The sequence below is a fragment of the Granulicella pectinivorans genome (assembly GCF_900114625.1).
Classification (GTDB): Bacteria; Acidobacteriota; Terriglobia; order Terriglobales; family Acidobacteriaceae; genus Edaphobacter; species Edaphobacter pectinivorans.
Genome location: NZ_FOZL01000001.1, coordinates 121,735 through 144,134 on the forward strand (window position 1 = coordinate 121,735; position 22,400 = coordinate 144,134).

Genomic DNA, 22,400 nt, shown 5'->3' on the forward strand with positions numbered 1-22,400 from the left:
ACTCCCTTCACCCGACCAGAACCGCGCCGCCATTCACATTGAAGATCTCGCCCGAGCAGAATCCGGCATACGGCGTACAAAGAAAGACGATGGGACCGGCAATCTCGTCTACATGCGCCGGCCGCCCCAGTGGAATCGTAGCCAGCACCTTCGTCCGCGTCGCCACATCGTCAAAGGCCGGCTGCGACATCTCCGTCGCCACCCACCCCGGAGCCACGCAGTTACAAAGAATTCCCTGCGGAGCCAGCTCGCTCGAAAGGCTCTTCGTCAGCGAGATCATCGCGCCCTTGCTCGCCGCATAGTCCGCATGGAACGCCTCTCCGCGCTGCGCCGCCGTCGAAGCCACCAGCACCACATGCCCCCTCGCACCACCCGCGCTCTCCTGCCGAAGCATCTGCGCCACCGCGTCCCGCACCAGACCAAAACAACTATCCAGGTTCGTACCCAGCGTCCCCCGCCACTGCTCCAGCGTCATGCTCGCAATCGGAGCATCGTGCGCAGGCCAGATCCCATGATTCACCACCAGAGCATCCAGCCGCCCATGTACCGCCACGGCCTTCGCAATCAGAGCCTGCCCATCCTCAACCGAATCAAGAGCTTGCTGAATCGCAGTCGCACCGCACTCCCTGGCCAGCGTCACCGCCCGCTCCTCAGCCGAGACATAGCTGAACACCACCCGAGCCCCGGCCTGCGCAAACAGCCGCACCGTAGCCGCCCCAATGCCCCGCGATCCACCCGTTACCAGCACCACCCGTCCATCCATCGAAAGCGCAACACTCATCCCTTCAGCTTACCCTTCTTGCCTTTCGCGGGTTTCGCGGCCTCCTTCGCCGCCAACACCTTCCGCCGCTCAGCGATCAGCTTTTTGCGCTCCCCGGCGGGCAAGGCCAGCACCGCCTTCACCTTGCGAGGCAGCCTCTCGAAGGTAAGCCCATGCGCCGCCCGTATCTCGTCTTCCCAGACCGGATTCCGATGCACACCCCACGTCTCCGCCGCCACCCAGAAGATCCGTGCAAAGTAAGGTGCAGGCACAATCCCCTCGATCTCGACCAGCTCGGCAAAGTGCTCCGCCCCCGCCAGGTACGAGATCACACCACGCCCATCGCCATCCAGATTCAGGAGCGCAAACATCTTGCCGCCAATCGCCTTATCCCCGCACCACAGCACCAGATTGTCGCCCCACTGGCGCGTCTCGACAACATGCGGAAGGCTCAGCGCAAAAGCTCGTAGCTTCTCGGCGTCCATGCACAACAGTCTAGCGGAGACGAAGCCGCACAGGCCCACGCGCGGTGTTGCCGTCCACCACCTCGCCCTCCTGCGTCACCACAATCGAGCCCCGGCTCACCAGCCGATGGGCCGCCTCGCGAACGGCAGGCATTGATTCCCGCCAGTCCTCACCGGCCACCACGCGCGCCGCTTCGGAGGGGCAGATGGTCTTGTCTGCGCCACGCTCTTCGAGCAAACGCAGAATCGCGTCCTCTAACTCAACGGAAGAAGCCATCATGCTTTTATAAATGAAAAAGTTGAAAGAAAAATGGTCGGGACGACTAGATTCGAACTAGCGACCTCACCCACCCCAAGGGTGCGCTCTACCAGGCTGAGCCACGTCCCGACTTGTTACATACCGCCCGCGCACAATCGCGCCGGCAGTGGGGTATCCTGCATCTCCAAGTGTACACGAGCGAGGCCTACTTCGGGGCCACATACTCCTTGGGAAGGGCTCCGCCTTCGCCAAAAAAGAACTCATTCATCTGCTCGACCAGAAACTCCTGCGCCTCACGTGTCCACGGCTGCAGCCGGTACTCGTTCAAAAGCATCTTCTGGCGCTCCACCCACTCGCCCCACGCCTTCTCCGACACGTTCTTGTAGATCTTCTGGCCGAACTCGGAGTCGAACGGTGGCTCCGGCAAACCCTTCATCTCAGCCTTGTACTTCGTGCAAAACACCATATGATCCATGCGCAAACTCCCTGTCTTCCTATCTTACTTGAGTGCCGCGACACCAGAGCCAAGACTCGTTCGCTGTTCGAGAGAACCATTCAGGAAGCTGCGCCGGATCGCCTTTTGGCCCTTTTAATCTCCACAAATTTGCGACGATGATTCACCAATTCGTAACCGTCGCCTGTGCAAACCGCATATCTTCGGAAATAAATCCATTTTGCGGGCCAACATCCAGGCCTCATCGGAGAGAATCGCATAAACTATTCAAAAATAACCACTTAGAATCTAAGTAGAAAGCCGTAACACTATTGCACGAAAAGATTCCAGCCCCAGTCCTCCACCGATCCGCAGAAACGTTCCACATGCTTTTCCACAGAAACGCAAAAAAGGAGGCCTCGAAAGGCCTCCTTTTCTTACCGTATAAAACGTGCTTATTTCTTGGGAGCGGCAGGCGCCGTACGCGGACGGGGTGCAGCCGCGGGAGCAGCCGGAGGAGGTGCCGTCACGCCGGAGGTCGTGTTGTATGCCGTCACGACAGCCTGCGAAACATCGGTCGACTGGTTCGCCCAGAGAACGTTGCTGGCCTGACCACCAACATCGAGCAGCAGCGTGAAACCGTTCTTCTGGCAGTAGTCGCGCATCACGCCCGAAACCTTCTGCGCAACCTTGCCGAGCGCTTCCTGCAGGTCGGCGTTGTAGGCCTGGGTCGCATCGTCGGCATCGCGCTGAAGCTGCTTTTCCTTGGTGTCGATCACGCGGGCACGCGAAGCGCGCTCGTCCTCGGAGGTGGTGGCGGGCAGAGCGGCGGCCTGCTTCTTCAGCGACTCGACTTCGTTGCCGAGAGCCTCGATCTGCGCCTTCTTGGGCTCATACTTCTTCTGCACTTCCAGAACGGAGCGCTGCCCCTCGTTCGTCGCGACGACAGCCTGCTCGAACGCAATCAGCGCGATCTTCGCGGGGATCGCCTGCGGAGCTGCGGGGGCGGCGGCAGGAGCAGGTGCCGGTGCGGTCTGGGCAATGCCCGACAGGGTGGACAACGCAACGATTCCCGCGCCAAACGCGGAGACAAGACGGTGAGTGCGATTCATGCGGGGTAGAGCTCCTTGCAATCAGATAAATTCGAGAAGTTTGTAGGGTAAGGGCCCGCACAGGCCACTTGCGCGGCTCCTGTTGGACTCACCCAATTCGCGCTGGCTACACGCGGCTGCCAGATACTTCGTTCCACCCTAGCCTGCAACCCTTACCAGCACAAAAACAGGGCATGGAGAAGTATTGGAGCGAGAGGACTACCAGAACACCTGAATTATAGGGTTCCCCCAACAGCGGGTCAAACACGGTTTTCGCACGAATCGCGGGTTTCAGTTGGTTCGCGTGACGTACGCCTCCACGCCCGGGTCCGGAATCCGTACCTGCGAGGCGGCCTCCTCGGACTTATCGCGATCCGGAACCGCCAGGGTCAGACGCACCCAGCTTCCCGTATCTCCTTTGAAGGTAATGACCTTAGCCGTCGGCCCATAGCGGCGCAGGAAGTCGTTCTTCAACTGCGTGGCGTCGTTGGGATCGGCAAACGCGCCCACCTGGACACACCAGCGTCCGGGCCCCAGCACCACGTCGGCAGACTGGAAGGCCTCGACGCGGACCTTCGTGACACCAAACCGGTAGAGCCCGTTCGCCTTGGCCGCACCAAGCGAAAGATCAAGAATCCGTCCCGGGACGAACGGACCGCGATCGGTAATGCGCACCACCACTGCCTGTCCCGTGGCCAGGTTCGTGACGCGCGCGATCGTGCCGAGCGGAAGCGTCCGGCTGGCCGCGGTCAAAGCGTCCTGATCGTAGGCCTCGCCATTCGCGGCACGGCGTCCGCTGGTACCGTACCAACTCGCCACACCCACCTCGGTGGAGAACGGCTTCTCATTGCGGGGAATCTCAACCGGTGCAGGCGGGGGGCGGCGCACCACGGGCGCGGAAGAAGTCGTAGGAGGTGGAGGCGGAGCCGCGGCGCGTGGACGCTTTTGCCCGCATCCGGCCAATCCCAGCGTGACCGCCAAGGCGATCCCACAGGGCAGACAACGACGGATCCCGAACCTCAACGGCACTCGTTAGCTCCCTGTACCTGGCGGTGGAGGCGGCGGCGGCGGTGGTGGTATGCGGCGGTCATCCATCTTTTCGGCCAGCCGATGCAGTTCGGCGGCAGCCGCCTTCAGAGCCTCCGAGCCATTCCGCCGCACATCCGGAACGACCTCATCGTTGATGTACGTGACCAGGCGTTTCAGGTCTTCTTCGACGCGGGTGCCGGCCTCGTGCAGTTTCTGCTCCCACGGTTTTCTTTCTCCAGCCATCGCAAGGCCTCCCCGTACGTGCCGCGTCCCCTCTTACTTTGCACCCACTTCCAAAAAAATTCCACGCATGAGTGACTGCCCAGAACCTGCGACGTCAATCCCACCCAATGAGGAGTCTATCGTTCGCCCCGGCGCAGATGGATCCTGCACCTTCTCCCTCCATACGCCAACCCTCCAGGGCAATTCTTTCAACACCGGGTCCCATCTCACTGATTTTGTGCATCTGACGACACATTGAAGGTTTTTGAGGATATCCGTTGACTAACAAGACGACACAACACTCTCTCCGCATCTCTACCCTGCACCTCGGTCTCGCCATGGCCCTCGCATTTGCTCCGTCCGCCTTCGCGCAGACGGCACCCACGTTTGCTCTCGCCTCCGTCGAACTTCCGGACGCACCGGGCATGACGTCCAGGACGGAAGCCCCCGCAGGGGTGAGTTCCAGCCTCGCGCTTGGCGAAAGTCCGCAGTCCAGCGCCAGCTATATCAGCGCCCGGACGCCCTCCATGGCCTCGCACACCGACAAGTACATCGAGCCCGGTGAGTCTGCACCCAGCCTCAGCATGGGCAACAAATTCGCGCTCGGCTTCAAGGACGCTTTCTCACTCTCGTCCTTTGGCGGATGGGTCGTCGCCGCAGGTTACTCCCAGGTCACGAACGGCAGCCCCAACTACGGCACCAACGCGACCGCATTCGGCAAGCGCTTCGGTGCCGCCGTTGCGCGCGCCTCATCCGAAGGCGTCTTCTCCGACTCCATCATGGCCTCCGTCACCCGTGAAGATCCGCGCTACTACCGCATGGGCCCCGGCCATAACGTCATCCGCCGGCTCGGCTACGCCGTCACCCGCACCCTCATCACCCGGACCGACTCGGGCCACGTCTCCCCGAACATCGCCCTGCTGGGCGGCAATCTGGGCGGCTCCTACCTGACCAAGGCCTACTACCCCGACCTCAACACGTCCAACACCGAGGTCCTCAAGACCTTCGGCGGCTCCATCGGCGGCTCAGCTCTCGGATTCGCCGTCAGTGAATTCTTCCCGAACATCAACTTCTTCAGCTTCCACAAACACAACGACTAAACGAAGAGCGCCACAAGAAACGCAAAGAGCCTCCGGATCATCTCCGGAGGCTCTTTGTGCGACTGCGGTTAGCTCGTCGCGGCAGCCGTTCCGACGCTCAGCAGAAGCATCAGCAGCCACAGCCCCACCACCACGATAGCCGCCGAAGACATCTTCACCTTCGCCACGATCGCCGTCCCGATGATCAGCAGAATCGTGTTCCAGATGCCGATGACGTCGAGGTACCCCAGAGCCGCTTTCAGCCACGGAGCCGCGTCCGGCGTGTAGTAGCCCACGTTCGTGCCCACCGGGTTCTGCAGCGTGAAGCTGTCCTGGTTGTTGCCGAAACAGAGGGTAAAGATTGTCAGCAAGCCCGACAGTAATCGAGGCAGCGACGCATAGATCCACACCGCGAACATCTGCCCGAAGGTCGTCTTCGAGCCGAGACCGAAGTTGAAGCAGCCCCAAAGAACCAGCGAGCCAAGAGCCGTCACGATGAGGATCAGCAACGGCGAGCCATACGAGATGTACTTCGTCACCACGCCGGAGATCCTGAGGCGAGCAGCCTTCTGCTCGGGCGGCAACTGGTTGAGTTGCTCTTCAGACTTGGGGCTCTGATGCACCTGGTTGGCGGCCACCACCTCGAAGCCCACCTTCTTGTCCACGGTGAAGGTCACCAGGATCGACATCACCGTGGCCAGCAGGAACGGCACCAGCCACGATGTACTGCGCAGGATGTCGGTAAATGTCTTCGAGGGCGCGACGAAGCCATCGACGACGCGCTCCACCTCGCTCAGGGGTTTTACTTCCAGCTCTTCAGTCATAGGGAGGCCTCATCTCAGTTTCCTCGCGAAGTCTTCCCGCGAAAGATCGGCGACGGCGGGATCGAACACAAGGGGATGCCCGCATTCTAGCCCTAGCCCCGGCAAAGCTAAAGGAGAATCGGCCTACTCAATCACGGCCAGCACATCCCCCACGCCAACCGTATCCCCCACCGAGACGGCGATGCGCGCCACCGTGCCGGACTTCGGCGACTTCAGCTCATTCTGCATCTTCATCGCCTCGATCACGACCACTGCCGCACCCTGTTCGACCGCCTCACCCGCCGCAACCGCGATGCGCACCACGCGCCCCGGCATGGGAGCCTTGATGGCCCGTGGACCATCGGCACCGTCCGCGACACCACGGCGAGCCGCCAGCGAACGCGGATCGAACCGCGAGAACGCAATACGGCGTCCCGCAACCAGCACCGCATCGCCATCGAGCAGACAGCGGTACTGGCGTCCCTCGACAACAACGGAGAGCACGCCCGCTTCAAGCATGCAGGCGTCCACCACAAGCTCACGCCCATCCACCGAGCAGACCAGCCCCGGTCCCGAAGCAGCGGGTAGCTCGACCCGAAGTTGTTTGCCTTCCACCTCCAGCCAGACCGTCATGCGCGCAATCCCTCACGACGCCCGGTGGTGGCCCATCGGCTCTCTGCCTGCTGCACGACAGCCGGGGCGGAAGCCTCCGCTGCGGCAAATAGCGCACAGACCACGGCGGCAAGGTCCTCGGGAACCGGCGACTCCACCTCCGGCGGAGCAATGGCCAGCAGCCGCTCCAGATAGCCCGTGTCGATCGCCGCCGTCCGGAACCCCTCATCGAGCAGAATGCGGCGGAAGAGCCCGACGTTCGTCCGGATGCCACCGACAAAGTACTCGCTCAAGGCCCCCAGCATCCGCTCGATCGCCACCTCCCGCGTCTCTCCGTACGCAATCAGCTTCGAAAGCATCGGGTCGTACTCCAGCGGAACACGCCACCCGGCATACACGGCCGAGTCCTCACGAATCCCAGGCCCGGCCGGCTGGCGCAGCGCCGTAATCAGCCCCGGCGAGGGGAAGAAGTTGTTGTCCGGATCCTCGGCATAGATGCGGCACTCGATGGCGTGCCCGCGCAGCACGATCTCCTCCTGCGCAAGCGGCAGAGGCTCGCCCTGTGCCACGCGGATCTGCATCTTCACCAGGTCGAGCCCCGTCACGAGCTCGGTCACCGGGTGCTCCACCTGCAGCCGCGTATTCATCTCCAGAAAGTAAAAGTTCCGCGCCTCATCCACGAGAAACTCCACCGTCCCCGCGTTGACATAGCCCGCGCTCAGCGCCAGCCGTACAGCCGCCTCGCCCATCCGCCGTCGCAGCTCCGGGCTCACCACCGCGGACGGAGCCTCCTCGATGACCTTCTGGTGCCGCCGCTGCACCGAACACTCGCGCTCGCCCAGATACAGGCAGTTCCCATGCGCGTCGGCGATCAACTGAATCTCAATGTGGCGTGGCCTCTCGATCAGCTTCTCGAGGTACACCTCGCCCGACCCGAAGCTGCGTTCCGCCTCGCTGGAAGCCCCCAGGAACGCCGATGGCAGCTCCGACGGCGCAAACACCGCACGCATGCCCTTGCCGCCCCCGCCAGCCGCTGCCTTGAGCATGACGGGATAGCCGATCTCGCCCGCCACCTGCACAGCCTCCTCGACCGACCCAAGCCCCGTGACGCTCCCCGGCACCCGCGGCATTCCCGCCCGATCCGCAGCCTGACGAGCCTTCGTCTTCGAACCGAGCGTCCGCATCGCTGCCCCCGGCGGCCCAATAAAAATCACCCCCGCCGCCACACACGCATCGGCAAAATCCGCGTTCTCCGAGAGAAAGCCATACCCGGGGTGAATCGCATCCGCGCCCGACCGTTGTGCCGCCGCAAGAATCAGCTCGCCCCGCAAATAACTCTCACTCGCGGGAGCCGGACCAAGCCGGTACGCCTCGTCCGCGGCGAGCACATGCGGCGCAGCGCGGTCGACATCCGAATACACCGCAACCGTCGCGATCCCCATCTCGCGGCACGCCCGCATCACACGAACGGCGATCTCGCCACGGTTCGCGACCAGCACCTTGCGCAGGTTGCCCATGCTCCTCCTCGAAAGAAGCCATTCTACGCGACCCAAAACACTGATGGCCTCCCAGTGTGGGAGGCCATCGTTCTGCTGCGGATCAGGAAACAACTAGTTCATCGTAACGCCACCGGAGTTCTTCTTTTCCTTCTCCAGTTCGTTCTGCTTGCGGGCGCCCATCGCCTTCTGGCTCCACTCGTCGGCCTTCGCCAGGTCGGCTTTGCGGGCCGCATCGTCGCCGCACTCGATATCGGCCTTGCGGCGATAGGTGAGGTTCAGATACTGCATGGCGTCGTCGTACGTGGGGTTGATGTCGACAGCCTTCTGCAGGTACTGCAGGCCTTCGTTGACCAACTCCGTGTTGGCTGCCTGCATCTTGGCGCAGGCACCCTTGCTCTTCTTGGGATTGCCGTTGCCGTCGTCGGCGGCGATGCCGTCAGCGGCGAGAATCGTCTGCGCGTTCTTGTAGGACTGGATCCAGTCCACCACACCGATCGTGTAGTTCGCCTCGGCATCGTTCGGAGCCGCGACGATCACCTTCTTCTCGTACTCCTTCGCTTCATCGAACTTCTTGATGTTGCGGTCGATGGAGGCGATCTGCTTCAGAGCGGTCAGGTTGTTCGGATCGGTCGACAGCACATGCTGGAAGCCGTCGATCGCATTCTGCGCAACCTTCAGGTTCTCCGGGGTGTCGAGGTTCGGGACGACCTGCGAGGCATACGCCGTCGCCAGGTACAGCTTCGCGTCTTCGTAGTTCGGATCGAGCGCGATGGCCGTCTGAAAGTGGTTCACAGCCTCTTCAAAGTTGGCTGCCTTGAAGGCCTGAACGCCTTTGGTTAGCTGGTCCCGGGCCTTGAGCTTGTTACAGCCGGTCGCGCTACCCAGGGTCAACGCCAACAGTGCGGCCGTAACGAAAATCCGTGCAGTCAGTTTCATGGGGCGTGTACTCTCCTTCAGAGGCGCGCATTGCTTCAGACGTGGAATTGTGTGCGAAGACAACTGTTTTGAGTTTTGCTGCTTGCCGTTTGATTGTAACGGGAGATGACGGATGTGACTAGAGAATCTGTCCTAGACCATTCTCAACCCCGGTTTGTTCTCTCTGCGCATCGAAAAGCCCTTCGAGACATCGAATTCTAACCCACCTCTTGTTTCTCTGGCACGCATGCCCTTATTTCGCAGGTTGCGGGCCCATCTCAAAGACCAGCTCGCCCCCCTGCATCAGATCCTTGTGCTGCAGCTTGAAACCATCCAGGGGGTGCCCGTTCAAAGCACTCGACTGGATGTATTTGTTCATCCCCGACTGATGCTTCGCGACCACTGAAAACTCTTTGCCACCTGCAAGATGCAACGTCACCCGGTCGAAGATCGGGCTCCCCGTCCAGTACTCCGGAACACCCGGACAGACCGGGTAGAAACCCATCGCACTCAGCACATACCAGGCCGACATCTGGCCGTCATCGTCGTTGCCCGGAAGGCCGTCGACGGTCGAGTTGTACTCGGCCATCACGGAGCGAATGCGCTCCTGCGTCTTCCACGGCGCGCCCGCCGCCTCGTACAAAAAGGCGATCGCGTGGCTCGGCTCGTTCCCCTGGTCGTAGAGTTTTCGGTGGAACAGCCCATCCAGCTTCCCGATGAATCTCTCGCGTCCACCCACCGCTTCGATCAGTCCGGGAACGTCCTGGGGCACGTAAAACGTGTACTGCCAGGGAATCCCCTCGGTAATGTACGGATACGGCACCGCCGGGTCGAACGGTTTGCTCCACGTCCCATCCGCATGCCGACCACGCGCGAATCCCGTCTCCGGATCGATCACGTTTCGCCAGCTCTCCGAGCGCTTCCGAAAAAAAGCTGCATCGTCAGCTTTTTTCAGATGCTCCGCCATCACCGCGACCATCGCGTCGTCATACGCGTACTCCAGCGTCCGTGAGACCTGCTCACCCCGGTGAAACGCATCCAGAACCGGATCCTCCAGCGGGATATACCCATACTTCACATAGGAGTCCAGAGCCCGCCGCCCCTTGCCGTCTTTATAGTCCGCATAGGGTGGAGTCAATACTGCGTTCTGCCGCGCCAGCCGGTACGCACTCTCAACATCGAAATGCGTCAGTCCCTTGGCCACCGCATCGGCCATCACAGCCACCGCGTGGTCCCCGATCATCTCCGACGTAAAGCTGTTCCACGCCGGAAAGATCGGAAGAAAGCCAGCCTGCTCGCCCTTCAGCACCAGCGACTGCACCATCTCCTCCTCCCGTTTGGGATCGAGGATCGTCATCAACGGATGCACCGCACGGAAGGTGTCCCACAGCGAAAAGTCGTCATAGTAGTTGCCGTCGATATGGTGCAGCTTCCCCTCGTTGGCGAAGCCGTTATACGTGCCGTCCACATCGCTCACCAGCCGCGGCGCGAGCGTCGCATGATACAGCGCCGTATAGAAGGTCTTGCGCTGGTCCTCGGTTCCGCCCTCCACCACGATCTTGTCCAGCATCGCCTTCCACGCGGCCTCGGCAGCCGCACGCGTCGCCGCGAAGTCCCACCCCGGCTGCTCCGCGTTCAGATTCTTCTCCGCCTCGACCAGGCTGGTCATCGACGTCCCCACCTTCACCAGCAGAGGCTTCTTCGAAGGCGCAAACGTGGCGTACGCGCCCATCCGCGGGCACCCACCCTCCTGCTTCGCCGATCCCGATGTTGTCTTCGGTCCGCACCACGTCCCAGAAGCCACCGCCTTGCGCGCAAATTTCACGACAAAATAACCATTGAACCCAGCCAGTTGCCCGGCCCCTTGATAGATCCGGCGAACCGGGTTGTAGCCCGCGATGGTTCCGTCCGGCCGCACCTCGATATAGCCCTCATGCAGCTTTACATTGGGCTCAATCACAACCGTGCCCTGCTCCGCCGCCGGATACGTAAACCGCAAAATCCCCGTACGCAGCGTACCGGTCACCTCCGCACGGGTAAATCCATACTTCGCCAGCTTCACGGAGTAGTACGCCGGCTCCATCACCTCATCGGCGTGGCTGAACTTCGATCCGCGCGCCTCGGCGGTCAAATCGTCGAGCCGCCCGGTCACCGGCATCAGCGTCACGCTGCCGTAGTCCTGGGTGCAGCTCCCGCTCATCCAGTGGCTGGCGCGTATGCCGGAGATCGTCCTGTCCTTGTCGTAGTACGGCGCAACGCACTTCGTCTCGTTCGCCTGCGTCTGCGGAGTCCAGTTCGTCATCGCGAACGGCGGCGCGACAAACGGGACGGTCTGCCCTTCATGCGCGGTGCCAATCCGCATGTCCACCAGCTTGTAGCCATCCTGCGCGAGGGCCCCCAGGCTCATCATCAAAATCCCGGCCATCGAAACGATTCCAGAAAACCTCATCGACCCACGCCCCCTCAACGCTTTCCGCAGTGCCAGATAACCATAACAAACAGGCACCACCCTCCTCATGCCCGCCCTCCCGGAGGCGCCACCGTCCGCAACCATCACATCCACAATGTCTTGCGCGTCCTGGCTACCCCAGCTCCAGGGCTTCAGCCCCTGAGGTATCCTCTCTTCAACGCCACACCACGAACCATCCTTCTCCCCCACACCGCGAGGCCCATGCCACCGATGCAGCAAAAACCCTCTCTCCGCGGCTGGCCCTTTCTCCTCGCGGCCCTCTTCATCACGGCCATCTACTATCACCTGCGCCCCGGTGCCTTCCACCTCATCCTCATCGACTGCGGCGTCTATGCCGACGCCATCAAGACCTGGATGGCCGGTGGCGATCCCTACCGCTTCGTCTCCGGCGACGACCTCCCCTTCGTCTACCCGCCCGTCTTCCTCTACGCCGGAGCCCTCTTCGCCCGCCTCTTCACCCTGCACGGCGGCTGGATCCTCTACGTCGCCATCCACCTCCTCGCCACCGCAGCCCTCCCCTGGATCCTCCACCGCTTCTACCTCCAGGACAGGAACGTAAGCCTCCTGGCCGTCTACGCCCTGTACTTTGCCGCCCCCGGCTTCATCGGCATGCTGGCCACCGAGACCGGCAACATCGCCGTCCTGGGCTATGCGCTTCTGCTGGCCGCCGCCGTTCCCGGCCTTCGCCGCAACCGGTGGCTCTTCTTCTACGTCGCACTCCTCCTTCTGGCCCTCGCCAAACCCAGCTTCCTGCCCTTCCTCCTGCTTCCTCTCCTCTTCGGTCGCGGGCAGATCCTCAGGTCCGTCCTCACCGGCCTGCTCGCAACCGGATCCCTCCTCTCCCAGCGCTGGCTCACGCCCGCACTCTACGCCCGCTTCACCGAAACCCTCGCCAAACGCACCACGGAGGTCGGCGACGTGGGAGTCAGCCTCTTCGGTCTGGTCTTCCACCTGCTCCACAACCTGCACCTGCCCGGACAAATCGTCCTCCCGGCCCTCGCCTACGCCGTCCTCGCCCTCACCGTCCTGACCGTCCTCTGGCTCCTCCGCAGCCGCGACCGCACCCCGCCGTGGTATGCCCTCGTGCTGCTCGGCGTCCTCTTCCTCAACCCGCGCCTGGAGTACTACGACTTCTGCGTCGCCTTCCCCCTCGCCTTCTTCGTCTTCGTCCGGCCCCTCTCGCTGAAGTTCTCCCTGCCGCTGTATCTGGCGCTCGTCATCCCCGCCCTCTTCTTCCTCATCCGCCACCGCGATTCGGTAGCCAACGGAGGCATCGGAGCCCTCGCCATCCTCGTCTTCTGGGCCTGGTCGAGCTACCGCCTCCTCCGTGCTCCCGCCATCCCGGCCTGAAACGGCTGCAGGCAAGAGACCGGAGGCCTCCTGCCGCAGCCCTCCGTTTCCGCCTTTCTGGGTCTGTATCCCTCCCCGCATCGCGAACAAACAGAAATACTTACCCTGCGCAGAAAAGAGTTCGAACCTCTTCGCATCGAGCCTCATCTAAACTGCGTAGAACCCCAAGGACCCGCCGAAATACGAATTGCCGCAGCCCCATGCGTTCGTTCGCGGGCCAAAACCGGGACAAGTTTCAGGAGACCATCGTGCCAAGCAAGTTCACGCAGAACCGTATCTGGGCCACGGCCGCAGCCACTTCCCTCGCCTTTGCGCTTACCGCCTGCAAGACCGCAGCGCCCCCCCCGCCCGCAGCCCAGGCGATGCCCGTTGCTGTAGCCTCCGTGGCCCTTACCGGCGTACCTCTCTCCGACACCTACGTCTCCACCGTCAAAAGCCGCCGCACCGCCACCATGCAGCCCCAGGTCGATGGCAACATCACCCGCATCTACGTCGTCAGCGGCCAGGCCGTCAAAGCCGGACAGATCCTGATGCAGATCGACCCCCTGAAGCAGCTCGCGACCGTTCAGTCGCAGCAGGGCACCGAGCAGCAGCAGCGCGCTACCCTCAGCTACAACCAGGCTGATCTCGCCCGCCAGAAGGCCCTCTTCGAGGCCGGCGTCATCTCGAAGCAGGCCTACGAGATCTCCGTGCAGTCCTTCCAGAACTCCAAGGGCGCCGTCGACTCCGCAGCCGCTCTCACCGTCACCCAGAAGCAGCAGCTCGCCTACTACCAGATCCGCGCGCCCTTTGCCGGCATCGTCGGCGACATCCCCGTCCACCAGGGCGACTATGTCTCCCCCACCACGCTGCTCACCACCGTCGATGAGAACAAGGACCTCGAGGCCTATATCTACATCCCCACCGAACGCGCCGCCGACGTTCACAACGGACTCGCCGTTGAGCTGACCGACACCGCCGGCAACGTCCTCGCGAACTCCGCCATCAACTTCGTCTCGCCGCAGGTCGATAACGGCCTCCAGAGCATCCTCGCCAAGGCTCCTATCCCGGCCTCCAGCAAGCTTCGCAATCAGCAGATCGTGAACGCCCGCGTCACCTGGTCCACCACGCAGGCCGCCACCGTCCCCGTCCTCGCCGTCACCCGCGTCGGCGGACAGTCCTTCGTCTACATCGCCGCCCCTAAGGACAAGGGATTCGTCGCACACCAGGTCCTCGTCAACTTGAACGAGGCCATCGGCAACAACTATCCCGTCCTCTCCGGACTGCACCCCGGCGACAAGGTCATCCTCTCCGGCATCCAGATGCTGCAGGAAGGCGTCCCCGTCATGCCCCTGCCGCCGTCCCCTGCCGGAGCCGCACCAGCAGCCGCCCCCGCAAGCTAAATGCGCGCGGCACCGTCTTTTGTCTTTCCTGAGCCCTGGGCGCTAAGCCCTGAGCCCTGCTTTTGAGGAGTTTCCCTTGGTTGAGTTTTTCATCCGCCGCCCTATCTTCGCCACCGTCTGCGCCCTGCTGATCGTTCTAGCCGGCGCCGTCTCCGTGCCGTCGATTCCGATCTCGCTCTATCCCCAGCTCGCTCCGCCCCAGGTCGTCGTTACCTGTAACTATGTCGGCGCGAACTCCAAGGACGTCGAATCGGCCGTCACCACCATCCTCGAGCAGGCCATCAACGGCGTGGAGGGCATGCGTTACATGTCCTCCACCAGCTCCAACGACGGCACCTCGGCCATCACCGTCACCTTCAACACCGGCTACTCGCTCGACATCGCAGCCGTCGACGTCCAGAACCGCGTCGCCACCGCCCAGGGCCGCCTGCCCGCCGTCGTCAACTCGACCGGTATCTCCATCACCAAGGCCAACGCCAACTTCGTCCTCGCAGCCGGCTTCATCTCGCCCGACCACTCGCTCTCGCAGTCCTTCATCTCCAACTACCTCGACGTCTACGTCTCCGACGCCCTCAAGCGCGTCCCAGGCGTCGGTGCCGTCGTCATCTTCGGTGAGCGCAAGTACGCCATGCGCCTCTGGCTCGACCCCAACAAGCTCGCCGCACGCGGCCTCACCGCCCTCGACGTCACCAACTCCCTCGCCGAGCAGAACGTCGAAGTCGCCGCCGGACAGCTCGGACAGACGCCCTCCGACCCCAAGCAGGTCTACCAGATGGCCGTCCGCGTCACCGGCCGCTTCAACGACCCCAAACAGTTCGACAACATCATTATCAAATCCTCCGCGGCCACCGCCACGGCGGCTTCCACCACCAACGGCGCCGGCCTCGTCCTCTTCAAGGACATCGGACGCGCCGAGCTGGGCGCTGAAAACTACAACACCGACCTCAAATTCTTCGCCAACTCCTTCGGCGGCGGCGAAGCCATCGGTATCGGTATCCAGCAGCTCTCCAACGCCAACGCCCTCGACGTCGAGCGCAAGTGTATCGCCGTCCTCGCCGAGCTCCAGAAGTCCTACCCCCCTGGCATGAAGGGCATCGTCGCCGTCGACACCACCACGGTCGTCTCCGACTCCATCAAGGAAGTCGAACACACCATCGCCGAAGCCATCATCATCGTCATCGTGGTCATCTTCCTCTTCCTCCAGGACTGGCGCGCGACCATCATCCCCGCCGTCACCATCCCCGTCTCCCTCATCGGAACCTTCGCGTTCATCAAGATCTTCGACTTCTCCATCAACTCCCTCACCCTCTTCGGCATCACCCTCGCCACAGGACTCGTCGTCGACGACGCCATCGTCGTCATCGAAAACGTCCAGCGACATCTCGAAGAGGGTGTCGCCGACCCCATGGAGGCCACCTCCATCGCCATGCGCGAGGTCACCTCGGCCGTCATCGCAACGTCGCTGGTGCTCATCTCCGTGTTCGTGCCGGTCAGCTTCTTCCCCGGCACCACCGGCATCCTCTACAAGCAGTTCTCGCTGACGATCGCCTTCTCCATCGCCATCTCGGCCTTCAACGCCCTTACCCTGTCCCCCGCGCTCGCCGGCATCCTGCTGCGCAAGGAGCAGCACAAGACCGGCATCCAGGGCTTCATCCTCAACCCCATCGACAGGGCCATCAAGAAGGTCATCTCCTGGTACGCCATCGTCGTCACCTGGGTCGTCAAGGTCCGCTACGCCGTCCTCGTCCTCTTCTTCGCCTCGCTCGCGGCCACCGGATACATGTACGTCCACGTGCCCACCGCCTTCGTCCCGCAGGAAGACCAGGGCTACTTCCTCATCGTCATCCAGACGCCTCCCGGCGCCTCGCTCAGCTACACCTCCGAGTTCGCCGGCCGCGTCTCCGAGCAGGTCCGCAAGGACAACGACGTCTTCGGCACCTTCTCCGTCATGGGCTTCTCGCTCGCAGGCGGATCGTCGCCCAACTCCGGACTCATCTTCGCCCCGCTCAAACCCAACGACGAGCGCACCAAGCTCGGCAAGGGCCACGACGCCCACTCCATCGTGTCGCGCATCTTCCCGCAGCTCTTCGGCGTCCCCGGCGGCATCGCCTTCGCCACCGAACCACCCGCCATCGCCGGCATCGGAACCCAGGGCGGATTCCAGTTCATCCTCCAGGACTCCGGTCGCAACACCTTCACCGATATCGACCGCATCGCCCACACCCTCGTCGGCGCGGCGCGTTCGCCCGACTCCGGTCTCACCCAGCTCAACACCACCTTCACCGCCAACGATCCCCAGCTTCTCGTCACCATCGACCGCGAGAAAGCCAAGGCCACCGGCGTTCCGCTCTCGCAGATCACCGCAGCCATCGGCACCTTCATGGGTTCCAGCTACATCAACGACTTCGACTTCAACAACCGCTCCTACCGCGTCTACGTCCAGGCCGACCAGCAGTACCGCCGCAACGTCCAGGACCTCCGCGCCTACTACGTCCGCACCGACGCCGGGCAGATGGTACCCCTCTCCAACCTCGTCATGACCAGCGAAACCTCCGGACCGCAGGTCATCAACCACTACAACCTCTTCCGCTCCGCCGAGATCGACGGCTCGCCCGCCCCCGGACTCTCTTCCGGTCAGGGCAACGCCAACATGGTCAAGCTCTTCAACAAGGTCAAGCTGCCCGGCATGAGCTACTCCTGGACCGGCCTCTCGCTCGAAGAAGAAGAGTCCGCCGGCAAAGCGATCATCATCTTCGGACTCGGCCTCCTGGTCGTCTACCTCACCCTCTCCGCCCAGTACGAGAGCTTCGCGCTCCCGTTCATCATCCTCCTGGCCGTCCCCACAGCCATCCTCGGAGCGCTCTCGCTCGTCTCGCTCCGCGGCCTGGTCGACGACGTCTACGTCCAGATCGGTCTCGTCATGCTCATCGGACTCTCGGCCAAGAACTCGATTCTCATCGTCGAGTTCGCCGAGCAGCAGCTCTCCGAGGGCAAGTCGATCATCGACGCCGCCATCACCGCCTCCGAGCTTCGTCTGCGCCCCATCCTGATGACCTCGATCGCCTTCATCCTCGGCGTGCTTCCGCTCTACTTCGCCTCGGGCGCCGGTTCCCTCGGACGCCACTCGGTCGGTACGGCCGTCGTCGGCGGTATGGTGCTCTCCACGTTCCTCAACCTCTTCTTCATCCCGGTCCTCTACGTGATCCTGAAGACCTTCCTCGGCCGCTTCACCCGCACCCCGAAGCCGGCCACCCCTCCCCCAGCCCCAACCCACTAAAACCGCAGCAGACCCATACGCCCCGTGCCGAGCCGTCAAAAGCTCGTACGGGGCGTATCTCTTTCTCAAAAACCTCGTCTAGACCGGAGAGGGGGCAAAATCGGCCTTGTTTCGGCTCCTTTTTCCCGTCTTTTTCGACTTTTCCCCACAGTCTTTTGCTGTCTCCCCGGTCGGGAAACAGTGAAATCCCCCCATCAACGCCCCGATTGCTTTACACTCACCTAGGCGTCCGTTTCGCCAAAGTTTTGTACCGCATAGCCCCAAAGCATCATCCAAGAAAGCAACAGGAGAGATTTCATGGCAGCAGTAGACGAAAAGGTAAAGCAGATTATCGTAGAGCAGCTTCAGGTGGATGAGGCTGAAGTAACCCCGGGCGCAAGCTTCCAGGAAGACCTCGGCGCAGATTCGCTCGACGTCGTTGAGCTCGTGATGCAGTTTGAAGAAGCCTTCGATATCCAGATCCCCGACGAAGACGCCGAGAAGATCAAGACCGTCAAGGATGCCGTCGATTACATCGAAAAGAACCAGAAAGGCAAGTAAGCCGTGGAATCCCGTCGCGTAGTCGTTACAGGCCTCGGACTCATCTGCGGCGTCGGCAAGACCGTGCCCGAGGTATGGGCCGGTCTGCTGGCAGGCAAGAGCGGTATGGCCGAGATCAAAGCATTCGATCTCACCGGCCATCCCGTTCGCTTCGCCGCCGAGGTCAAGGAATTCGATCCGCACATCTTCGTGGACAAGAAAGAAGCCCGCAAGATGGGCCGCTTCATCCACTTTGCGATGGCTGCGTCGGCAGAAGCCATGGCCCACTCCGGCCTCGTCATCACCGATCAGAACTCCGAACGCTTCGGCGTCCACATCGGCTCCGGCATCGGTGGATTCGATGTCATCGAACGCGAGCACTCCGCCATGTTGGCCGGTGGCCCGCGCAAGATCTCACCGTTCTTCATCCCCGGCTCCATCGTCAACCTCGCCGCAGGCCACGTCAGTATCAAGTACAAGGCCCGCGGACCGAACGAAGCGACAGCCACCGCCTGCACCTCCTCGGCCCACTCCATCGGCGACGCCTTCCGCATCATCCAGCGCGGCGATGCCGACGCCATGATCGCAGGAGGCACCGAAGCCGCCATCACCCCCATGGGTGTCGGTGGATTCGCCGCCATGAAGGCTCTCTCCACCCGCAACGACGACCCCGAACACGCCTGTCGCCCCTGGGACAAGGATCGTGACGGATTCGTCGTCGGCGAAGGCGCCGGAATCCTCATCCTCGAAGAGCTGGAGTTCGCCAAGGCTCGCGGGGCGAAGATTCTCGCCGAAGTCATCGGCTACGGCATGTCCGCCGACGCCTTCCACATGACCGGCATGGCTCCCGAAGGAGAAGGCTGCTATCGCGCCATGAAGGCTGCCCTCAAGGTAGCCGGCATCGAGCCCAACCAGATCGATTACGTCAACGCCCATGCCACCTCGACGCCTCTCGGCGACGCCCTCGAATCGAAAGCCATCGAGAACGTCTTCGGCGAGCGCGCCCTCGATCATGAGCTTCTCGTCAGCAGCACCAAGTCCATGACCGGCCACCTCCTCGGTGGAGCGGGCGGCTTGGAGGCAGGCATCACCGTGATGGCGATGCTCAACCAGATCGCGCCCCCGACGATGAACATCGTCGAGCTCGATCCGCAGTGCCGCCTCAACTACGTCCCCAACACCCCCAAGTCCGCGAAGATCGACTACGCTCTGTCGAACTCCTTCGGATTCGGTGGAACCAACGGGTCGCTGGTGTTCAAGCGCTGGACGGAATAAAGAAAACTCTTTCCAACAAAGAACGCCCGCCGAGGAATCTCCCCGGCGGGCGTCTTCTATGTTCAGCCCCCACCCAGAAACCTAGAAGCTGCCGCCCGACTCCATCGCAGCGGCACCGGTAGCGTTTCCCGCCGTCATCATATTCACCAGACGCTGCACGAAGATCACCCGGATATTCACGCGCTTCGCCACATCCGGCAGAAACTCCGTAATCAGGTTATTCACCGGATCCGTCGCCAGCCCGGTTGCAATCCGCTTCACGGTCGAGGGTCCGTTCCCCGCGATGCCGGGAACATAGAGATTGCTCGTCTCCGCCGAAATCGGATACGTCATCAGCACCGCATAGTTCGGCATCATCCGTCCCGTATCGCTCTGCGCAATCAGCGTCCGGGCCAGCGCATGCACGATCCGGTGGGCGACCGGGGCATGCGGCTCGCGGTGGTAGTGCGGGTCTTCATGGAAGATCGAGGGAATCAGGAACGTCCCAAAAAACTCGCCCGTCGCATCCTGCGAGAAGCTGTACGCCGTATTCCACCCAAAGCCAGCAAATCCGGGCCCATACGCCGTATGCGGGTTTACCCCAACCGTAAACGCCGCGGTGCCGACGATCGTAACGATGTTTCCCGGGTCGAGGAAGTTATGCACCGCCAGATAGCCCTTCTGCCCCACCGTCAGCGGCGTAGGCGTCGTGCTATCCAGAAAGCGCCGGTAGGGATTGATCAGGCACGGTGCCGTATCGAGCGTTCTCTGCTTCGGGCACGGAGGAAGCACAGGCGGCGGCGCCGGAAGCGTCCAATCGTATGCATGCAGCATCCCCGTTCCCGGCAAAGGCGCATCCGGCAGAGAACTTGAATCCGAGGGCCCCGAAACCGTCGCCTCAGAGGCCGCATGAACATGCCCGTCGGAGGCGGAAGCGATGGTCAACACCAACCGCGGAGTTTCCTCAGGAGCAGCCGGCAGTTGCGCGAACACCGGAGTCGACACCAACAGGGCCAGAGCCCAAAGGCTGCGCGTCGTGGTGGTCTTCGCGTTCATGGTCCGGATCCTCTGGTCGTTTATCGGCTTCAGGAAGAAGTGCGTAAACCATCAGACGCGGAGGCGATGAAGAAAGTTGGGATAGGATGAACTTTATTTTAAGCGCGCAGCCGAACCCCGCTCCACTCCTCGGCAACGACGATGGAGTTGGCAGGATTCTGATAGTCGTACCGCACCTGGATCGGCAGATCGAAGCGCATATCGCGCACCTTGTCCGGCAGCGCCGACACGTCCTGAGCCGCCTCGTACACCACCCCGGCAATCTGGTAACGGAACACCAGCCGCCCGGGAGCCGTCGACCCGATCGGGTCTTCGTCGATATACGCCGAATCCATCAGGCTGCCGTCTGTGATGCGCCCCACCCGCACCAGCCGCTCCCGCCGCGCGCGCTCAATCTCTTCCGGAGTAAGACGTTTCCGCCGCAGCACCAGCCAAAGCCCGGCGCCCACAACAACAGCACCGACAGCAAATGCCGTCACCTGTTGGTCGAGGGAGAGATGGGTAGGAAAGTTTGGCACGGGAGACCTGAACACAGAATACAGGGAACACGGAAAAGGGAGCAGGGAGCAGGAAAAAGGACCAAACGTCAGTGCGTTTGATCCCTGTTCCCTTATCCCCGCTCCCTGCCTTTAGTATGCCCGCGGATACATCCGTGAGATCCGGTCGTGCCACCCCAGCCGGTCCTCATCCAGGCACGCCCACAAAAAACCAAGCCCAAGCGGGCACGCCGCCAGCAGAATCGCAAACGTCCGGCGCCGCATGGCCGCCCGCGTGGGATTGTCATCCGCAAACGTGCATAGCCCAATCCGCGCATAGCGCATACCCGGCGTGCAGTCGGCAAAGGTAAAGAACAGCATCCGGTAGATCAGAAACAGAGCCGCCAGCGCAATCGCCGCTGCCCCCGCAGCCAGCAGCGGAGCAGGCATCACCGTCATCCGGTAAACCACCACCGTCGCAAACGCCACAAAACCAGCCGCAATCAGTGCTCCATCGACCAAAGCCGCCATCGCCCGCTGCGACATCGGAGCCGTCTGCGGACGGATCGCCGCCGAAAACGGAGCCTCTTCCACAACCGGCGCCACCGAAACCTCCGGGGCCTCCAGATAAATCGACGACCACTCCGGAGCCGCCGACTCCTCCACCGGTGCCGCCGTAATCTGCGTCGCATTCACCTCGAAGATCCGAAGCTGCGCCCCCTCCTGCTCCAATGCGGCATCGGCCGCCAGCGGGCCCTCGGCATAGCGCGGACGAGCCTTCCGCGCAGCCACAAGCTGCCGCGGAAACTCCAGCAGATTCCCCGGAATCGGCTGAGCCGGAGCATAATGCTCCGCATCCGGCGACAGCCGGAACTCCAGCTCCTCATCCAGCGCTCTGCTCTCCTCGATATCCTCCGCCGTCGAACCCGACCGCGGCACAACATTCGGACGCCCCACATCCTCATACAACCGAACCTTGAACCCACCCGCCTGCACTTGGGACGGAGCATGGACGGGAACCGGAGCCGCGCTCCTCGCCTCCTGCTGCGCATCCAGCTCATCCAGCAGCTCCCGCTGGGCCTGCGCAATCGCCTGAGCGCTCCGTGCCGCCACCGCGGCCGCCGCCATGGCCTTCTCCGCCTCGGCTGCCAGGTACACGCGATAGCTCTCGCTCTCGGCGTAGCGCGCCGCCACCGCAGCGGCAATCTGTGCCGCGCGTGACGTCTGCGCTCCTTCCGCGTCACTCTCTACACGATGTCCATTCGCCGCAGCATCACCCGACATCCGCATCCTTCGCGAACGGTGCGACGCCAGCCGTTCGGCCACCTGCTGCTTCAGCGGGCTGCCAAACGTCTCATCCTGCTCCGACATGTCCAGTTGTGCGGCGCTCATTTTGCTCAAACTTCCTGCTCGCTTCCGTGAAATCGTTTAGCCTCAAAGGGGTGGTGCC

The 22,400-nt window shown here is 62.5% G+C and carries 21 protein-coding genes and 1 tRNA gene; 6 read left to right on the forward strand and 16 right to left on the reverse strand.

Annotated elements, in window-relative coordinates; all coding sequences use genetic code 11:
• Positions 1–7: 7 nt before the first annotated feature.
• The 8 genes from BM400_RS00485 to BM400_RS00520 form a co-directional block, all read right to left on the reverse strand.
• Positions 8–781, reverse strand: a complete 774-nt coding sequence (locus BM400_RS00485) for an SDR family NAD(P)-dependent oxidoreductase (protein WP_089835620.1) — start codon at positions 779–781, stop codon at positions 8–10.
• Positions 778–1,245 (reverse strand): MmcQ/YjbR family DNA-binding protein, encoded by a 468-nt coding sequence (locus BM400_RS00490; protein WP_089835622.1) that lies wholly within the window; start codon positions 1,243–1,245, stop codon positions 778–780. Before BM400_RS00490 ends, BM400_RS00485 begins: the two co-directional genes overlap by 4 nt.
• Positions 1,246–1,255: 10 nt before the next feature.
• Positions 1,256–1,504 carry a DUF3253 domain-containing protein gene (locus tag BM400_RS00495; RefSeq protein WP_089835624.1) on the reverse strand — a complete coding sequence of 83 codons (249 nt, stop codon included), beginning with the start codon at positions 1,502–1,504 and terminating at the stop codon, positions 1,256–1,258.
• Between the two features lie 31 nt (positions 1,505–1,535).
• Positions 1,536–1,612, reverse strand: a tRNA-Pro gene (locus BM400_RS00500).
• A gap of 76 nt (positions 1,613–1,688) precedes the next feature.
• Entirely contained in the window at positions 1,689–1,958 is a 270-nt protein-coding gene (locus BM400_RS00505; protein ID WP_089835626.1) for an oxidative damage protection protein, read from the reverse strand.
• Positions 1,959–2,371: 413 nt separating this feature from the next.
• Complete coding sequence (locus tag BM400_RS00510) at positions 2,372–3,028, reverse strand: OmpH/Skp family outer membrane protein (RefSeq protein ID WP_089835628.1); 657 nt, start codon at positions 3,026–3,028, stop codon at positions 2,372–2,374.
• Positions 3,029–3,298: 270 nt separating this feature from the next.
• The gene (locus BM400_RS00515; RefSeq protein ID WP_245781600.1) at positions 3,299–3,898 is read right to left on the reverse strand and encodes a septal ring lytic transglycosylase RlpA family protein; all 600 of its coding nucleotides are present in this window, start codon (positions 3,896–3,898) and stop codon (positions 3,299–3,301) included.
• A gap of 141 nt (positions 3,899–4,039) precedes the next feature.
• The gene (locus BM400_RS00520; RefSeq protein WP_089835630.1) at positions 4,040–4,279 is read right to left on the reverse strand and encodes a hypothetical protein; all 240 of its coding nucleotides are present in this window, start codon (positions 4,277–4,279) and stop codon (positions 4,040–4,042) included.
• Between the two features lie 257 nt (positions 4,280–4,536).
• Between BM400_RS00520 and BM400_RS00525 the strand changes: the two genes are divergently transcribed.
• Positions 4,537–5,358, forward strand: a complete 822-nt coding sequence (locus tag BM400_RS00525) for a hypothetical protein (RefSeq protein WP_089835632.1) — start codon at positions 4,537–4,539, stop codon at positions 5,356–5,358.
• Positions 5,359–5,426: 68 nt separating this feature from the next.
• Here BM400_RS00525 and BM400_RS00530 read toward each other — a convergent pair whose 3' ends face one another.
• The 5 genes from BM400_RS00530 to BM400_RS00550 all read right to left on the reverse strand — a co-directional run bounded on the left by BM400_RS00530 (position 5,427) and on the right by BM400_RS00550 (position 11,615).
• Positions 5,427–6,161 carry a YIP1 family protein gene (locus BM400_RS00530; RefSeq protein WP_089835634.1) on the reverse strand — a complete coding sequence of 245 codons (735 nt, stop codon included), beginning with the start codon at positions 6,159–6,161 and terminating at the stop codon, positions 5,427–5,429.
• 123 nt (positions 6,162–6,284) lie between these two features.
• Positions 6,285–6,773: an acyl-CoA carboxylase biotin carboxyl carrier protein subunit gene (locus BM400_RS00535; protein ID WP_089835636.1), complete on the reverse strand. Its 489-nt coding sequence runs from the start codon at positions 6,771–6,773 to the stop codon at positions 6,285–6,287.
• A complete protein-coding gene (gene accC / locus BM400_RS00540; RefSeq protein WP_089835638.1) occupies positions 6,770–8,269 on the reverse strand; it encodes an acetyl-CoA carboxylase biotin carboxylase subunit in 1,500 nt (499 codons plus the stop codon). The genes BM400_RS00535 and accC overlap by 4 nt, the downstream gene beginning before the upstream one ends.
• A 93-nt stretch (positions 8,270–8,362) precedes the next feature.
• Positions 8,363–9,187, reverse strand: coding sequence for a tetratricopeptide repeat protein (locus BM400_RS00545; protein ID WP_089835640.1), 825 nt, complete (start codon positions 9,185–9,187; stop codon positions 8,363–8,365).
• A gap of 232 nt (positions 9,188–9,419) precedes the next feature.
• Complete coding sequence (locus tag BM400_RS00550; RefSeq protein ID WP_245781601.1) at positions 9,420–11,615, reverse strand: GH92 family glycosyl hydrolase; 2,196 nt, start codon at positions 11,613–11,615, stop codon at positions 9,420–9,422.
• A gap of 231 nt (positions 11,616–11,846) precedes the next feature.
• Between BM400_RS00550 and BM400_RS00555 the strand changes: the two genes are divergently transcribed.
• The 5 genes from BM400_RS00555 (at position 11,847) to fabF (ending at position 19,439) form a co-directional block, all read left to right on the forward strand.
• Positions 11,847–12,986 carry a glycosyltransferase 87 family protein gene (locus BM400_RS00555; protein WP_089835643.1) on the forward strand — a complete coding sequence of 380 codons (1,140 nt, stop codon included), beginning with the start codon at positions 11,847–11,849 and terminating at the stop codon, positions 12,984–12,986.
• A gap of 248 nt (positions 12,987–13,234) precedes the next feature.
• A complete protein-coding gene (locus BM400_RS00560; RefSeq protein WP_245781602.1) occupies positions 13,235–14,368 on the forward strand; it encodes an efflux RND transporter periplasmic adaptor subunit in 1,134 nt (377 codons plus the stop codon).
• 76 nt (positions 14,369–14,444) lie between these two features.
• Positions 14,445–17,645: an efflux RND transporter permease subunit gene (locus tag BM400_RS00565; protein WP_089835645.1), complete on the forward strand. Its 3,201-nt coding sequence runs from the start codon at positions 14,445–14,447 to the stop codon at positions 17,643–17,645.
• Between the two features lie 297 nt (positions 17,646–17,942).
• Positions 17,943–18,185, forward strand: coding sequence for an acyl carrier protein (locus tag BM400_RS00570; RefSeq protein WP_014263586.1), 243 nt, complete (start codon positions 17,943–17,945; stop codon positions 18,183–18,185).
• 3 nt (positions 18,186–18,188) lie between these two features.
• Positions 18,189–19,439, forward strand: a complete 1,251-nt coding sequence (fabF, locus tag BM400_RS00575; RefSeq protein ID WP_089835648.1) for a beta-ketoacyl-ACP synthase II — start codon at positions 18,189–18,191, stop codon at positions 19,437–19,439.
• Between the two features lie 81 nt (positions 19,440–19,520).
• On the opposite strand, the gene BM400_RS00580 is transcribed toward fabF, so the two are convergent.
• From BM400_RS00580 to BM400_RS00590, 3 genes are all read right to left on the reverse strand, one after another.
• Entirely contained in the window at positions 19,521–20,474 is a 954-nt protein-coding gene (locus BM400_RS00580; protein WP_089835650.1) for a hypothetical protein, read from the reverse strand.
• Positions 20,475–20,572: 98 nt separating this feature from the next.
• Entirely contained in the window at positions 20,573–20,992 is a 420-nt protein-coding gene (locus tag BM400_RS00585) for a hypothetical protein (RefSeq protein WP_089835652.1), read from the reverse strand.
• Positions 20,993–21,103: 111 nt separating this feature from the next.
• The gene (locus BM400_RS00590; RefSeq protein WP_089835654.1) at positions 21,104–22,342 is read right to left on the reverse strand and encodes an RDD family protein; all 1,239 of its coding nucleotides are present in this window, start codon (positions 22,340–22,342) and stop codon (positions 21,104–21,106) included.
• Positions 22,343–22,400 lie beyond the last annotated feature (58 nt).